This window comes from Pseudomonas sp. 13B_3.2_Bac1 (genome assembly GCF_025466205.1).
In the GTDB taxonomy this organism is placed as follows: Bacteria; Pseudomonadota; Gammaproteobacteria; order Pseudomonadales; family Pseudomonadaceae; genus Aquipseudomonas; species Aquipseudomonas fluorescens_H.
On record NZ_JANLOG010000009.1, the window covers coordinates 23,150 to 36,996 of the forward strand.

The window sequence follows — 13,847 nt, forward strand, 5'->3', positions numbered from 1 at the left end:
TTGTAGGAGTGAGCCTGCTCGCGATGACGGTGTATCAGTTAACAGCAATGTGGCTGATACACCGTCATCGCGAGCAGGCTCACTCCTACAGGTTTGTGTTTAGCGCAACGCGTAATCCAGCACGATCCCGACAAAAATCGCCAACCCGGCCCAGTGGTTGTGGAGAAACGCCTTGAAGCAACGCATGCGGTCGCGATCACGGGTGTACCAGAACTCCCACGCATAGCATCCAGCGGCCACCAACAGACCGAGATGGAACCAGATGCCCAGCTCGAACTTCGACCCGGCCAGCAACAGGCAGCCCAGCGACAGCGCCTGCAACGTCAGGATGATCACCCGATCCGCATCGCCGAACAGAATCGCCGTGGACTTCACGCCGATCTTCAGGTCGTCGTCACGGTCAGTCATCGCGTAATACGTGTCATAACCCACCGTCCACAGCAGGTTGGCGATCCACAGCAGCCACGCGGCGGCGGGCACGGCGCCGGTCTCGGCGGTGAACGCCATCGGCATGCCCCAGGAAAACGCCGCGCCCAGCACCACTTGCGGGTAGTAGGTGTAGCGCTTCATGAATGGGTAGGTGAACGCCAGTGCCAGACCGCCCAGCGACAGCCAGATCGTCGGCGCGTTGGTGCACAGCACCAGCAGGAAACTCACGCCCATCAGCAGCGCGAAGAACACCAGCGCCTCTTTCGAACTGATTTTGCCGCTGGCCAGAGGGCGTTGCGCGGTGCGTTTGACGTGGCCATCGACCTTGCGGTCGGCCCAGTCGTTGATCACACAGCCACCGGCACGGGTCAACACCACGCCGAGGACAAAAATCGCGATGTTGGCCAGCGATGGCGAACCCTTGCCGGCAATCCACAGTGCCCACAGCGTCGGCCACAGCAGCAGGTAAATGCCGATCGGCTTGTCCATGCGCGTCAACTGAATGAAATCCCAGGCGCGCGGGTTCAAGCGGTTCAGGGACTTGAGCAGGCTCTGGTACATCAGCAGTTCTCCGGATGGGCGCGGGCGGCGTTCCACAGGGTCGGCAGGAAAATCTCCGCCACCAGTACGCTCAAGGCGCCACGGTCGAAACGCGAGCGGCGGCCCCACAGCTCGGGGGCGCGGCAGGTTGGCGGCAACCAGTCCTGCGGGTAGTGACAGACCTCGATGGCGCGGCGCTGGAAGGCGTGGTCGCAGAACAGCAGTTCGCCCAGCGAGCGGCTGCCGAGTTCGTCCATGTGCAAGCCGTCGCCTTGCAGGGCGGCGCGTGAAGCCACGCTGCGGGCGAACACCCAGGCTTCGCCGTGACCGCGCAAATACACCTCGCGCACCCAGCCTTCGCTGCCTTCGGCCAGATCCAGTGCTGCGCATTCGTCGCTGCGCAGGGTGTCCCAGCCTTCGAACAACGGCGTGACGCTGAAGCCGTCATTCGACAGCCGCGTCAGACGGCGGGTCAGTGAGCCTTCGTCGAACAACCAGTCCAGGGTCAACGAATCGGGAAGGGGCGTCAGTCGGCTTTGAGTCAGCCAGAGCGGGGCCGGGCAGGCATTTGAATGTTGCACAATGAGTCATTATTGGCCGCAAATGAGGCGGCGAGCTTAACATGGCGTGCTGCGAATTTGATGGGTCCGGGGCGCCGTTGCGCCGAACAGGCTTGCATCTGCCCGGCACCCTCAGTACAAAACGCCCTGAGCCGGATGGCAGCGCAACCACCATCGACCATCCGCGCCGACAAAAGCCTGAATCCTGAGGAAGTACCTGAATGAAAAAGTGGCAATGCATCGTCTGCGGCCTGATCTACAACGAAGCTGACGGTTGGCCGGATGACGGCATCGCGCCGGGCACCCTGTGGCAGGACGTGCCGGAAGACTGGCTGTGCCCGGACTGCGGCGTGGGCAAGTCGGACTTCGAAATGATCGAAATCAACTGAGAAAAACCAAGGAGTAAGGCATGAACGCACCTGTCGTAATCGTCGGCACCGGGCTTGCGGGTTACAACCTGGCCCGGGAGTTTCGCAAACTCGATGGCGAAACCCCGCTGCTGCTGATTACCGCCGATGACGGGCGCTCTTACTCCAAGCCGATGCTTTCCACCGGTTTCGGCAAGAACAAGGACGCCGATGGCCTGAGCATGGCCGAACCCGGCGCCATGGCCGAGCAATTGAAGGCCGAAGTGCGCACCCACACGCGCATCAGCGGCATCGACGCCGGCCACAAGCGCCTGTGGATCGGCGAAGAAGCGGTGTACTACCGCGACCTGATCCTTGCCTGGGGCGCAGAAACCGTGCGTGTGCCGATCGAGGGTGATGGCTCCGAGCTGGTATTCCCGATCAACGATCTCGAAGACTATGCGCGCTTTCGTGCCGCCGCTGCGGGCAAACGCCGCGTATTGCTGCTGGGGGCGGGCCTGATCGGCTGCGAATTCGCCAATGACCTGATTCTCGGTGGTTACGAGGTGCAACTGGTGGCGCCGTGCGAGCAAGTGATGCCGATGCTGCTGCACCCGGCCGCTGCGGCCGCCGTGCAAGCCGGGCTGGAAAGCCTGGGCGCGCGTTTTCACCTCGGCCCGGTGCTGACCCGCCTGCAAAAAGTCGCAGACGGGCTGGAAGCGCATCTGTCCGACGGGCAGGTGATTGCCTGCGATGTGGTGGTGTCGGCCATCGGCCTGCGCCCGCGCATCGATCTGGCCGCGGCGGCCGGGGTGCAGGTCAATCGCGGCGTTGTTGTCGACCGGTATCTGAAGACTTCCCACGCCAATATCTACGCCCTGGGCGACTGCGCCGAGGTCGATGGGCTGAATCTGTTGTACGTGATGCCCCTCATGAGCTGTGCGCGTGCGCTGGCACAAACCCTGGCGGGCAATCCGACGGCCGTGAGTTACGGCCCGATGCCGATCACGGTGAAAACTCCGGTGTGCCCGTTGGTCGTTTCGCCACCGCCACGGGGCAGCGAAGGCGTCTGGACCGTCGAAGGGCAGGGCGCCGACATCAAGGCCCTGTGCCACAGTGCCGATGGTCAGTTGCTCGGCTATGCACTGACCGGCGCGGCGGTGATGGAAAAACTTGCTCTGAACAAACAGCTTCCGGCCCTGCTGGCGTAAATACCGGTCGTTCTGTCGGAATCACCCCGCTTTTGCCCCTACAAAGGTCGCGGGGAGACTGGCGCCGCCGGTATCCGCGTGCCATTCTCACTCCCGTCTGCCGCAGAGTAGAGCCTGCGGCGCCTTGGGCGCTGTTCCAACGAGAACAGCACGGACATAACAACAAAAAACCGTCAAAGGGGCTTCACTAATGCGTAAACCAGAACTCGCCGCTGCAATCGCTGAAAAAGCGGATCTGACCAAAGAACAGGCCAACCGCGTTCTCAACGCCGTCCTCGAAGAAATCACCGGCGCTCTGCACCGCAAGGACAGCGTCACGCTGGTGGGCTTCGGCACCTTCCTGCAACGCCACCGCGGCGCCCGCACCGGCAAGAACCCGCAAACCGGTGAGCCGGTGAAGATCAAGGCCAGCAACACCGTGGCATTCAAGCCAGGCAAGTCGTTGAAAGACAGCGTCAATCCTTAAATTGCGGCGAACTCCCTGAGTAGCGGGGAGAACTGCAATAAAAAATGGGCACACCGATTGCGGTCGGGTGCCCATTTTTTGTGGCCGTAAATCGGCTTATTGACGCCGGAAGCAGGCCTTGCCGTTGCCGAAATCCACGGCCAGACAGTTCGGTTCGATCGCCAGTTGCAGATCCTGAAACAGGCCGGACAAATCGCTGTCCGACGCCTGTTTGGTATCGCTCTTCAGCGTCACGGTGTTGTTTTGCATCTGCCAGGTGCCTTTGGCAAAGCCGTCTGCGCTGCCATACGACACGCCGGCGTCAAACGTGCCGTCCTTGCGCAGTAGCAATTCGGCGCCCATTTCCATTGCACCGGTCAGATAGTAATGACCGTCCAGTGGCGGGGTGTCTGCAGAGGCTTGAGTGACGGGAAGCCATAGCAGTGCTGCGAACAACAGGGGGTTCAATTCCATGAAGTAAAGCTCCTTGGCGGCTCCGGGTTCAGGAGCCGAATGAGATGCAGGCTCCGGACCGTGGCTCAACAGTCGGCCGGCCTGGTTGACATTGCCGGGCGAAAAGAATTTACCAAGGCAAGCTGGCAACGTGGGAAATAAAACGATGTAAGAATTATCCCTGACATTTGTCAGAGTATTTTCGGCGTGGAAGTGTTGCGTAAGTGGTGGAAAATGACTGTTGGACCGCACTTCGATAATTATTGAGTTGGCACTGAAGTACAGCATTCACGAGATGAATAAAGTTTCAGAAAAATGAATTGCCATCAAATTGATGGCACTTTTTTTGTTGAGCGTTGTCGCCGCTGAATTGTTTGTAATTCCAGCGGGTTTTCGGAAAAATCCTACTTCTATTTTTTTCGAGAGTTGTCATGCTGGCCCCCGTGTAATAGGACGGATGTTCGACGCGATTCGCGCAGGCTGGACCGGGCCGCTCTGGATCAAGGGTTCTGAGGGCGCAGGGCAAATGTTCTCAATATAATTCGCCATCAGGGAATCCCCTGCCACATATAGGGCGATCTCCTACACGGCCCAATGAACACTTCGTCTTGTTGTTTAACCAGATGCTTGCTAGTGGCCATCATAGTGATTACGATGCGCCCACTTGAAAGAGCACATCTCAATTGGATGAGTCGCTTCACCGCTCTTCGATACTGTCCCGCGCCGTGGCAACTCCAATAGGCGCATGACTGTAATCCTAATTAAAGGCCATGGATGTCCTACTCAAGCAAACTTTCCGCCCATTACCTCGAACTCGCAAAAGTCTCTGTTTCCAAAGAGAATTTCGCGGGCGAAGACGTTCGTTTTTCGAGCGAATTCGAGGCGCTGGAAAGCGAGCTGGCCAAGGCTTTGTCGATGCACGAAAGCGGGCAGATCGACTGGCTGAAAATCCGTGAAAACAGCGAAAATCTGCTGCGCACCCAATCCAAGGATTTGCGCGTCGGCGCCTGGCTGACCTGGTCGTTGTACCAGCGTGAATCCTTCCCCGGGCTGCTGGCCGGCCTCGGTCTGCTGCACCATCTGTCGGAAAATCACTGGGCCGACGTTCACCCGCTCAAACCGCGCACCCGTGCCGCCGCCATCGGCTGGCTGGTGCCGCGTCTGGAGCAGGTGCTCACCGAAAACATCGCGATCAAGGAACAGCTGCCGATGTTCCGGCAGTTGTCCGAGCATCTGGCCGGCCTCGATGCCGCGTGCACCGAGCACTTGGGCGATGACGCGCCGCTGTTGCTGCCGCTCTCGCGTCGCTTGAAAACCATGATCCAGCGCGCCGCCGACAACCAGCCGGCCCCCGGTGTGGTGGGTGCGGCGGTGGCGCAGGTCAAGCAGGCCGCGAGCCAGTTGCTGACTCCCGGCGCACCGATCGACAACGAAAAAGACGCTTACAAGGCCCTGCGCGCCCAGCAGGAAAGCGCGCGTCCGTTGTGTGCCTGGTGGCTCAAGCAGAAGGCCACCGACCTGCGCGCCCTGCGTCTGAACCGCACTTTGCTCTGGCTGCCGATCGACGCGGTGCCTGAGCGCAATGCCGAGCAGATCACCGTGCTGCGCGGTCTGCCTGTCGACAAGCTCAAGCAGTATCAGGATCGCTTCGATCAGGGCAAATACGCCGACCTGCTGGTGGAACTGGAGGCGAGCCTGGCGAAGGCGCCGTTCTGGTTCGATGGTCAGAGGATGGTCTGGGAATGTCTCCAGAACCTCAACGCCGAGATGGCAATGCGCGAAGTGGAAATCCACTTCGCGCTTTTGGTTCAGCGCCTGCCCGGCATCATCGAATGTCGTTTCCATGACGGCGCGCCGTTTGCCGATCCGTCCACCCGGGCGTGGATCGCCGGCAATGTCATGCCGCACCTGCAAAGCGCCAGCGCGCCGCGCAAGGTTGAAACCGACGACGTTGAAACCCAGCCCGCCTGGGAAAAGGCCCTGCAGGAAGTGCTGCCGCTGCTGCGCAAGGAAGGCCTCAAGCCTGCCGTGCAAATCCTCAAGCAGGGGCTGCAGTCGGCCCACGGTGGCCGCGAGCGGTTTTTCTGGCAGTTCGCCCTCGCGCGACTGTGCTTCATGGCCAAGAAGTACGAACTGGCCAAGAACCAGCTGGAAACCCTCGATCAGACATTACAGGACTCAGGCCTGCACGCCTGGGAGCCCGATCTTGCATTGGAAGTGCTGCACCTGCTGCACAGTTGCTGCGAGTTGTTGCCGCAGAACCATGCAGTGCGTGAACGCAAGGAAGAGATTTATCGCAGGCTGTGCCACCTCGATCTCGAAGTGGTACTCGAATAGGCCCCAGGGCCACAACCGCAAGGAGAAAAGCCATGGCCAAAGAAGGCTCGGTAGCCCCCAAGGAACGCATCAACGTCACCTTCAAACCCGCCACCGGCGGTGCTCAGGAAGAGATTGAACTGCCGCTGAAGCTGCTGGCAATCGGTGACTACACCCACCGCAAGGACGATCGCAAAATCGAAGATCGCAAGCCGATCAGCATCGACAAGATGACCTTCGACGAAGTGTTGGCCAAGCAAGAACTGGGTCTGACGCTGAGCGTGCCGAACCGTCTGCAGGAAGATGGCGAGGCCGACGAGCTGGCTGTGCAACTGCGCGTCAATTCGATGAAGGACTTCAACCCGGCCAGCCTGGTCGAGCAAGTGCCTGAGCTGAAAAAACTGATGGAACTGCGCGATGCGCTGGTGGCCCTCAAAGGCCCGCTGGGTAACGCACCTGCGTTCCGTAAAGCGATCGAAGGCGTGCTCGCCGACGACGAATCCCGCGGTCGCGTACTCGGTGAGCTGGGCCTGAACGCCGCAGCCCCGGACGCCTGAGACTCCAGCCAAGGAAGCCAACACAATGAGCACTAGCGCAGCACAAGAGAAGAGCGCCGAAAGCGGCGAGTACAGCATTCTCGACAGCATCATCGCCGAAACCCGTCTGACTCCGGACGACGAAGCCTATGACATCGCCAAGCGTGGCGTGTCGGCGTTCATCGAAGAACTGCTCAAGCCGCAGAACAACGGTGAGCCGGTCAAGAAGGCCATGGTTGACCGCATGATCGCCGAGATCGATGCCAAGCTCAGCCGTCAGATGGACGAGATCCTGCACCACCCGGACTTCCAGGCTCTGGAATCGTCGTGGCGTGGCCTGCAGTTGCTGGTCGACCGCACCAACTTCCGCGAAAACATCAAGATCGAAATCCTCAACGTCTCCAAAGAAGACCTGCTGGACGATTTCGAAGACTCGCCGGAAGTCATGCAGTCGGGCCTGTACAAGCACATCTACACCGCTGAATACGGCCAGTTCGGTGGTCAGCCGGTGGGCGCGATCATCGCCAACTACTTCATGTCCCCAAGCTCGCCGGACGTGAAACTGATGCAGTACGTGGCCAGCGTTTCGTGCATGTCCCACGCGCCGTTCATCGCTGCGGCCGGCCCGAAATTCTTCGGTCTGGAAAGCTTCACCGGCCTGCCGGATCTGAAAGATCTGAAAGACCACTTCGAAGGCCCGCAATTCGCCAAATGGCAGAGCTTCCGTACTTCGGAAGACTCCCGTTACGTCGGTCTGACCGTGCCGCGTTTCCTGCTGCGTAACCCGTACGATCCGGAAGAAAACCCGGTGAAATCGTTCGTGTACAAGGAAACCGTCGCCAACAGCCACGAGCACTACCTGTGGGGCAACACCGCGTTCGCGTTCGGCACCAAGCTGACCGACAGCTTCGCCAAATTCCGCTGGTGCCCGAACATCATCGGCCCACAGAGCGGTGGCGCAGTTGAAGACCTGCCGTTGCACCACTTCGAAAGCATGGGCGAAATCGAAACCAAGATCCCTACCGAGGTTCTGGTCTCCGACCGTCGTGAATACGAACTGGCCGAGGAAGGCTTCATCTCCCTGACCATGCGCAAAGGCTCCGACAACGCGGCGTTCTTCTCCGCCAGTTCGGTGCAGAAGCCGAAGTTCTTCGGCATCAGCGCAGAAGGCAAGGCGGCAGAGCTGAACTACAAGCTCGGCACCCAACTGCCGTACATGATGATCGTCAACCGCCTGGCTCACTACTTGAAAGTGCTGCAGCGCGAGCAACTCGGTTCGTGGAAAGAACGTACCGACCTCGAGCTGGAACTGAACAAGTGGATCCGCCAGTACGTGGCCGACCAGGAAAACCCGAGCGCCGAAGTGCGTGGCCGTCGTCCGCTGCGTGCTGCGCAAGTGATCGTCAGCGACGTTGAAGGCGAGCCGGGCTGGTACCGCGTCAGCTTGAACGTGCGTCCGCACTTCAAGTACATGGGTGCCGATTTCACCCTGTCGCTGGTTGGCAAGCTGGACAAAGAGTAAGAGCAGCTCATGGACGGATACGGCAGCCTTTTCGAACGCCTCAACGGCGATGCGGAACTACGCAAGGGCAGGAGCCTCGAGGCTTCTGCCATGGCGTCGGTGGCTGCCCATCTGGCCAAAATGCTCAGCACCCGGGCGGGCAGCGTGCAAACGCTGTCCGACTACGGGTTGCCCGATCTCAATGACATGCGCCTGAGCCTGCACGACTCCCTGAGTCAGGCCCGCCTGGCCATCGAAAGCTTCATCGAAGCCTACGAACCGCGCCTGAGCAACGTGCGTGTCATTTCCCTGCCGCGTGACCACGACCAGCTGCGGCTGGCCTTCAGCATCGAAGGCCTGCTGGAAGTCGAGGGTTTCAAGCGTCAGGTCAGTTTTTCCGCGCGCCTGGATGGCAGCGGTCAAGTGAAGGTCACCTAAGGAGATTCCCGATGTCTGGCAAACCCGCAGCACGCGTATCCGACCCCACCGCTTGCCCACTTCCAGGCCACGGTACCAACCCGATCGCCGCCGGTTCCGGCGACGTGTTCTTCGACGGCCTCGCGGCCGCCCGCCAAGGCGATGCCTCGGCGTGTGGTGGTGCGTTGGTTGGCGATCTGGCGACCACGGTTTTGATCAATGGCAAGCCGGCTGCGACCGTAGGTTCGGTTGGTACTCACGGCAATAAAGTCACGGCAGGTTCCGGCACGGTGATTATCGGTAATTCGCATTCGCCGGCGCCGTTTGTGCCACCAATTCCGTTGAACATATTTGGCTTTGATGTACGTGTTCAGTTAATGGACCCAGTATCGGGAGCCCCACTTAAAAATATTGCATACACCGCTACGCTTGAGGATGGTTCGGAAATTCGAGGCGTAACAGACGATACCGGACTATCCAAGTCGCTGGGCTCAAAAGCTCAAGTCCAAAATATACAAATTTCGGCTATACCAAATTGGTTGGTTAGGGGAGAGTGAAATGCCTCAAGCCGTAAAAGTCGCAACTGTAGCGACCACTCCTGCTAAGGATAAGACCCCAGTACAAATTTACTTGGTAAGTGATCATGATTTTGTGATTCCTGTTGTGTTTCCGGACTACAAAATTCATGTGGAGGCTTTGGGTATTAGTCATAAGTTCTCTGACCTAGGTCACGCAGGTGTACTAATTGTCAACGGTAAAACGGGGCTGACGAAGTACGGAGAGTACGGGCGTTATGAAGGAGCAGGTCCACCGGGAATTGTGAGGTTACGCCCCGTTCCTAATGTGACGATCAAAGGCGGAGCGATTACTGAGTCATCACTCAAAAAAACGTTGAGAAGTATGTCTTTAGCTTATGGTCAGTCGAGCAATGTGTCTGGGGTTGTGCTCAGGGGGGCCGCATTTTCTCAGGCCGAAGCGTGGCTTAAAAATAAAGAAAAAGACAACGACAACATGAATAGAGAACCGTACAGCATAAGAAGCCACAACTGCATGACGTTTGTGGCTGATTTAGTTGATAGTCTGGATCTCGGTGCGCCTAAAAGATCCTATTTTGCAGTGATACCAAAAGATTATATGGAGGATTTCCAAGAAACAAAGCCAGATCTGGATTACACATTCAGCAGCGATACGTTGGAGATAAAAGATTGATCTGGTTGAAGCGTTTTCTGATGGCCGTTGGTGCACTGTCTCTGTTGATAGCATTCGGGGTAATGTTTTTTATGGATTTTTCAGAAGATAAGCCGCATGTACTCAGCGAATATCCAAATGCTCATTGGAGAGGTGGTGCTGATGGAGGTCAATACATTGAAGTGACTAAGTCAGAACCTCCATATTATTTCGTTCAAGTCAGGCATGAAAGTGGTGAGTTGTGGGATGAAGGATGGCTCAAGTTTGGAGACGAGAATAGCGAGCCACTCACATCTAACAGTGTAATTGCCTTTTCAGGAGAAGGTGTTATTTATCTTCAGCAACGCAAAGTCCTAAGTTCTGAAAAAGCTAAAGCGAAATAGCTATGAGCAAATATTGAAAGGCATTCTTGGGTATACGTTGGAAGCTGATGAAAATATCTGAAGCAGGTGAAATTCAAGGCTACCTCGCCTTTGTTGCCGACAGCGACCTGTTCGGCTGGCTGGCCCTGTTGAGCTTTTTTTTACTCGCGGCAGCAATTTTTCCCGCTGCTCGGAAATCGCGCCTGCATCGTGTGATGACGTTTTCGGTTCTGGTAGCCATTGTTGCTATCCATGGCTTTGGTTCGTGGTATGGGAATTTGAGGCTTGCATGAGTAGCTACGTTCGTCTCGCCCTATGCCTATTAATCCACGCCCTCGGATGCGTGGCTTATGCATTTTTGAATGACGCGGTTGTGCATGCTTACAGGCTTTTTAACGGCGGATTTACCTCCCATGGTGTCGCCATCGGCATTGCGAGTTACGCACTGTTTTACATTTTTCTGGGCGTCAACCTGATCGTTGCGCTGATTCCAGGTCTGGTCGCCAAGCTGGCCATCCTTTTTCTGATGGTGGGCTTCATCCTGCTCTGGATGCTACCCGACAACCCGTTAAGAGCCCTGTTCTACGGCGTGGCCCAAGGCTGCGTCACGTTGCTGGCGATCCTCACCACTCAAGTCATCGAGTTGCGTTGGGCTTTGCGAAAAATCCCAGGTCGTATTCAGCCAGGTCGGCCTGCAGGTGTAATCCAATGACCAGGTCGGGCGTCGAGCGTAATCCACAGCTCGGTATTTCCATGAGTTCCACTACCAGGCAGGTAACCCGTGTCCTTTAACCACTACTACCAAAGCGAACTCACCGCACTGCGCCAACTGGGCCGCCGTTTCGCCGAGCGTAGTCCGGCGTTGGCGCCGTTCCTGGGCCAGGCCGGGCGGGATCCGGATGTGGAGCGGTTGCTGGAAGGCTTTGCGTTCCTCACCGGGCGGCTGCGGCAGAAGCTCGATGACGAGCTGCCGGAGCTCAGCCATTCGCTGATGCAGTTGTTGTGGCCGAACTACATGCGCCCGCTGCCGGCGTTCAGCATTTTGCAGTTCGATCCGTTGAAGCGTTCCGGGCCGGCGCTGTTGGTCGAGCGCGATACGCCGATTGAAAGCAAACCGATCGAAGACGTGCGTTGCCGTTTCCGCACCTGCTACCCGACTGAAGTCCTGCCGCTGGATCTGGCCGCGCTGAACTACTCGGTGAAGGGCGACGGTTCGCTGCTCAGCCTGCGTCTGGAGATGAGCGCCGACGGTCACCTCGGTGAGCTGGAGTTGAGCAAACTGCGCCTGCACTTTGCCGGCGAACGCTACATCAGCCAGATGCTCTACCTGAGCCTGCTGCGCAACCTGGAAGGCATTGAGCTGATCCCGCTCGACGGCGCTGGCAAGCCAATCGATGGCGTGGCCGGCAAGCCGATGGCGTTCAAGATTCCGGGTGACCGGGTCAAGCCAGTGGGCTTTGCCGAAGAAGAAGCGTTGATCCCGTATCCGCTGAACACTTTCCGTGGCTATCGCTACCTGCAGGAATACTTCGCCTTCCAGGACAAGTTCCTGTTCGTCGACGTCAACGGTCTGGACATCCTCAAGGCGCTGCCGGAAGACACTCTCAAGCAGATGCGCGGCCTGGAGTTGCGCTTCGATATCCGCAAGAGCGGGATCATGCGCATGCGTCCGACGCTGGATAACGTGAAGCTGTTCTGCACGCCGATTGCCAACCTGTTCGCGCACGACGCCTTGCCGATCCGCCTCGACGGCAAGCAGGATGAATACCTGCTGCTGCCGGCGGAATACGATCTGGAAAACTGCGGCGTGTTCTCGGTGGAAACCGTCACCGGCTGGAAGCCCGGCGGCCTCGGTTATCAGGAGTACGTGCCGTTCGAATCCTTCGAGCATGACCCGAGTTTCGACGTGCCCAACAGCCGTCCGCATTACAGCATCCGCCAGCGTTCATCGTTGCTGCATGACGGCCTCGACACCTACCTGAGCTTCGGCATCCGCCACACCGAAGCCCACGAAACCCTGTCGATCGAGCTGATGTGCACCAACCAGAACCTGCCGCGCAAGCTCAAGCTCGGCGACATCTGCATGGCCTGCGAAGAGACTCCGGAGTTCTTGAGTTTCCGCAACATCACCCCGGCCACTTCGAGTTTCGCGCCGCCGCTGAACCGTGACTTCCTGTGGAAGCTGATCAGCAACATGTCGCTCAACTATCTGTCGCTGGCCGACGTCAACGCGTTGAAGGTGATTCTCGAAACCTACGACCTGCCGCGCTACTACGACCAGCACGCGGAGAAGGTCAGCAAACGCCTGCTCGGCGGCCTCAAGCACATCAAGCACCACCACGTCGACCGGCTACACCGTGGCTTGCCGGTGCGCGGTCTGCGCACCGAACTGACCATCGACCCGGAAGGGTATATCGGCGAAGGCGACCTGTTCGTTTTCGCTTCGGTTCTTAACGAGTTTTTCGCGCTTTACGCCAGTCTCAATTCGTACCACGAGCTGCGGGTAAAAAGCACACAGGGAGAGGTGTACCAATGGACACCACGTATGGGCCTGCAGCCCCTGCTTTAAGCGGGCTGACCAAGGTAATACGCGAGTACTCGCTGTTTCAGGCCGTGCTGCTGGTGATCGACCGGCTGCGCGAGGCGCACCCGTACCTCAGCGAAGACGATTTGTATGATCAGGTGGAGTTCCAGGCCAACCCGAGCCTGGGCTTTCCGCGCAGCGACGTCGATCGCGTGGAGTTTTTCGAAGAGCACGGGCAGATGCGCGCGCGCATGCGTTTCAACCTGATCGGCCTGGTCGGCTCCGGTTCGCCGCTGCCGGCGTTCTACGGCGAACAGGCCTTGGGAGACAGCGAGGACGGCAACCCGACGCGCAACTTCCTCGACCTGTTCCACCATCGCCTGCAACGGCTGATGCTGCCGATCTGGCGCAAGTACCGCTATCGCGCCAGTTTCCAGAGTGGCGCGATCGACCCGTTCTCCTCGCAGCTGTTCGCCCTGATCGGTCTGGGTGGCGACGAGATCCGCAAGGCCAAGGAACTGAACTGGAAACGCCTGCTGCCGTACCTCGGTTTGCTCAGCTTGCGCGCGCACTCCGCGGCGCTGATCGAAGCCGTGCTGCGTTACTACTTCAAGCACGAAGACCTGGTCATCGAGCAGTGCATCGAGCGCCGCGTGGAGATCCTCGACGAGCAGCGCAACCGCCTCGGCCGTGCCAACAGCCTGCTCGGTGAAGACCTGGTGCTGGGCGAACAGGTGCGCGACCGCAGCGGCAAATTCCGCATTCACATCACCGAACTCGACTGGGAGCGATTCCACGAATTCCTGCCGATCGGTTTCGGTTACCAGCCGCTGTGCGCGCTGGTGCGGTTCACCTTGCGTGACCCGCTCGATTACGACATTCGCCTGGTGCTGCGCCCGGAAGAAATCCGCGAACTGCGCATTGGTGAGAAGAACGACTGTCGCCTGGGGTGGACCAGTTGGCTGGGCTGCGAAAAAGCAGACGGCGTGGTCACCCTGGGCAGCAAAATTCATTAAGG

17 protein-coding genes are annotated in these 13,847 nt (G+C 58.6%); 14 read left to right on the plus strand and 3 right to left on the minus strand.

The features are described from left to right. Positions 1 to 99: 99 nt before the first annotated feature. Complete coding sequence (gene ubiA / locus NTD85_RS01180) at positions 100 to 990, minus strand: 4-hydroxybenzoate octaprenyltransferase (protein WP_103483754.1); 891 nt, start codon at positions 988 to 990, stop codon at positions 100 to 102. Then, positions 990 to 1,550, minus strand: coding sequence for a chorismate--pyruvate lyase family protein (locus tag NTD85_RS01185; RefSeq protein WP_262141228.1), 561 nt, complete (start codon positions 1,548 to 1,550; stop codon positions 990 to 992). The genes ubiA and NTD85_RS01185 overlap by 1 nt, the downstream gene beginning before the upstream one ends. A gap of 200 nt (positions 1,551 to 1,750) precedes the next feature. Between NTD85_RS01185 and NTD85_RS01190 the strand changes: the two genes are divergently transcribed. From NTD85_RS01190 to NTD85_RS01200, 3 genes are all read left to right on the plus strand, one after another. Next, positions 1,751 to 1,918 (plus strand): rubredoxin, encoded by a 168-nt coding sequence (locus NTD85_RS01190; RefSeq protein WP_003229600.1) that lies wholly within the window; start codon positions 1,751 to 1,753, stop codon positions 1,916 to 1,918. A 20-nt stretch (positions 1,919 to 1,938) separates the two neighbouring features. Beyond that, on the plus strand, positions 1,939 to 3,087 hold the full coding sequence (locus tag NTD85_RS01195) for an NAD(P)/FAD-dependent oxidoreductase (protein WP_226500759.1): 1,149 nt from the start codon (positions 1,939 to 1,941) through the stop codon (positions 3,085 to 3,087). A 190-nt stretch (positions 3,088 to 3,277) separates the two neighbouring features. After that, positions 3,278 to 3,553: an HU family DNA-binding protein gene (locus NTD85_RS01200; protein ID WP_003213368.1), complete on the plus strand. Its 276-nt coding sequence runs from the start codon at positions 3,278 to 3,280 to the stop codon at positions 3,551 to 3,553. Positions 3,554 to 3,649: 96 nt separating this feature from the next. On the opposite strand, the gene NTD85_RS01205 is transcribed toward NTD85_RS01200, so the two are convergent. Further along, positions 3,650 to 4,006 (minus strand): hypothetical protein, encoded by a 357-nt coding sequence (locus NTD85_RS01205; RefSeq protein ID WP_262141229.1) that lies wholly within the window; start codon positions 4,004 to 4,006, stop codon positions 3,650 to 3,652. A 753-nt stretch (positions 4,007 to 4,759) separates the two neighbouring features. Between NTD85_RS01205 and tssA the strand changes: the two genes are divergently transcribed. From tssA to tssG, 11 genes are all read left to right on the plus strand, one after another. Next, the gene (gene tssA, locus NTD85_RS01210) at positions 4,760 to 6,322 is read left to right on the plus strand and encodes a type VI secretion system protein TssA (RefSeq protein ID WP_262141230.1); all 1,563 of its coding nucleotides are present in this window, start codon (positions 4,760 to 4,762) and stop codon (positions 6,320 to 6,322) included. Between the two features lie 32 nt (positions 6,323 to 6,354). Beyond that, positions 6,355 to 6,858 carry a type VI secretion system contractile sheath small subunit gene (tssB, locus tag NTD85_RS01215; protein ID WP_003229587.1) on the plus strand — a complete coding sequence of 168 codons (504 nt, stop codon included), beginning with the start codon at positions 6,355 to 6,357 and terminating at the stop codon, positions 6,856 to 6,858. 25 nt (positions 6,859 to 6,883) lie between these two features. Continuing rightward, positions 6,884 to 8,359, plus strand: coding sequence for a type VI secretion system contractile sheath large subunit (gene tssC, locus NTD85_RS01220; protein WP_003229584.1), 1,476 nt, complete (start codon positions 6,884 to 6,886; stop codon positions 8,357 to 8,359). Positions 8,360 to 8,368: 9 nt separating this feature from the next. Beyond that, positions 8,369 to 8,776, plus strand: coding sequence for a type VI secretion system baseplate subunit TssE (gene tssE / locus NTD85_RS01225; RefSeq protein ID WP_003229582.1), 408 nt, complete (start codon positions 8,369 to 8,371; stop codon positions 8,774 to 8,776). A gap of 11 nt (positions 8,777 to 8,787) precedes the next feature. Continuing rightward, complete coding sequence (locus NTD85_RS01230; protein ID WP_262141231.1) at positions 8,788 to 9,312, plus strand: PAAR domain-containing protein; 525 nt, start codon at positions 8,788 to 8,790, stop codon at positions 9,310 to 9,312. Between the two features lies 1 nt (position 9,313). Continuing rightward, positions 9,314 to 9,964 carry a hypothetical protein gene (locus NTD85_RS01235; RefSeq protein WP_098966309.1) on the plus strand — a complete coding sequence of 217 codons (651 nt, stop codon included), beginning with the start codon at positions 9,314 to 9,316 and terminating at the stop codon, positions 9,962 to 9,964. A 5-nt stretch (positions 9,965 to 9,969) separates the two neighbouring features. Continuing rightward, positions 9,970 to 10,326: a hypothetical protein gene (locus NTD85_RS01240; RefSeq protein ID WP_225136803.1), complete on the plus strand. Its 357-nt coding sequence runs from the start codon at positions 9,970 to 9,972 to the stop codon at positions 10,324 to 10,326. 47 nt (positions 10,327 to 10,373) lie between these two features. Next, positions 10,374 to 10,598 (plus strand): hypothetical protein, encoded by a 225-nt coding sequence (locus NTD85_RS01245; RefSeq protein WP_098966306.1) that lies wholly within the window; start codon positions 10,374 to 10,376, stop codon positions 10,596 to 10,598. Continuing rightward, a complete protein-coding gene (locus NTD85_RS01250; RefSeq protein ID WP_262141232.1) occupies positions 10,595 to 11,017 on the plus strand; it encodes a hypothetical protein in 423 nt (140 codons plus the stop codon). Before NTD85_RS01245 ends, NTD85_RS01250 begins: the two co-directional genes overlap by 4 nt. 69 nt (positions 11,018 to 11,086) lie before the next feature. Then, a complete protein-coding gene (gene tssF, locus NTD85_RS01255) occupies positions 11,087 to 12,874 on the plus strand; it encodes a type VI secretion system baseplate subunit TssF (protein ID WP_003229572.1) in 1,788 nt (595 codons plus the stop codon). Beyond that, entirely contained in the window at positions 12,838 to 13,845 is a 1,008-nt protein-coding gene (tssG, locus tag NTD85_RS01260; RefSeq protein ID WP_003229570.1) for a type VI secretion system baseplate subunit TssG, read from the plus strand. The genes tssF and tssG overlap by 37 nt, the downstream gene beginning before the upstream one ends. Positions 13,846 to 13,847: the final 2 nt, after the last annotated feature.

Bases quoted from the DNA above. Each gene is read 5' to 3' on its own strand.
- NTD85_RS01235 (WP_098966309.1), top strand. From the start codon at position 9,314: ATGCCTCAAGCCGTAAAAGTCGCAACTGTAGCGACCACTCCTGCTAAG.
- NTD85_RS01245 (WP_098966306.1), top strand. From the start codon at position 10,374: ATGAAAATATCTGAAGCAGGTGAAATTCAAGGCTACCTCGCCTTTGTT.
- NTD85_RS01250 (WP_262141232.1), top strand. From the start codon at position 10,595: ATGAGTAGCTACGTTCGTCTCGCCCTATGCCTATTAATCCACGCCCTC.
- NTD85_RS01195 (WP_226500759.1), top strand. From the start codon at position 1,939: ATGAACGCACCTGTCGTAATCGTCGGCACCGGGCTTGCGGGTTACAAC.
- tssG (WP_003229570.1), top strand. From the start codon at position 12,838: ATGGACACCACGTATGGGCCTGCAGCCCCTGCTTTAAGCGGGCTGACC.
- NTD85_RS01205 (WP_262141229.1), bottom strand. From the start codon at position 4,006: ATGGAATTGAACCCCCTGTTGTTCGCAGCACTGCTATGGCTTCCCGTC.
- NTD85_RS01190 (WP_003229600.1), top strand. From the start codon at position 1,751: ATGAAAAAGTGGCAATGCATCGTCTGCGGCCTGATCTACAACGAAGCT.
- NTD85_RS01200 (WP_003213368.1), top strand. From the start codon at position 3,278: ATGCGTAAACCAGAACTCGCCGCTGCAATCGCTGAAAAAGCGGATCTG.
- NTD85_RS01230 (WP_262141231.1), top strand. From the start codon at position 8,788: ATGTCTGGCAAACCCGCAGCACGCGTATCCGACCCCACCGCTTGCCCA.
- ubiA (WP_103483754.1), bottom strand. From the start codon at position 990: ATGTACCAGAGCCTGCTCAAGTCCCTGAACCGCTTGAACCCGCGCGCC.
- tssE (WP_003229582.1), top strand. From the start codon at position 8,369: ATGGACGGATACGGCAGCCTTTTCGAACGCCTCAACGGCGATGCGGAA.
- tssC (WP_003229584.1), top strand. From the start codon at position 6,884: ATGAGCACTAGCGCAGCACAAGAGAAGAGCGCCGAAAGCGGCGAGTAC.
- tssB (WP_003229587.1), top strand. From the start codon at position 6,355: ATGGCCAAAGAAGGCTCGGTAGCCCCCAAGGAACGCATCAACGTCACC.
- tssA (WP_262141230.1), top strand. From the start codon at position 4,760: ATGTCCTACTCAAGCAAACTTTCCGCCCATTACCTCGAACTCGCAAAA.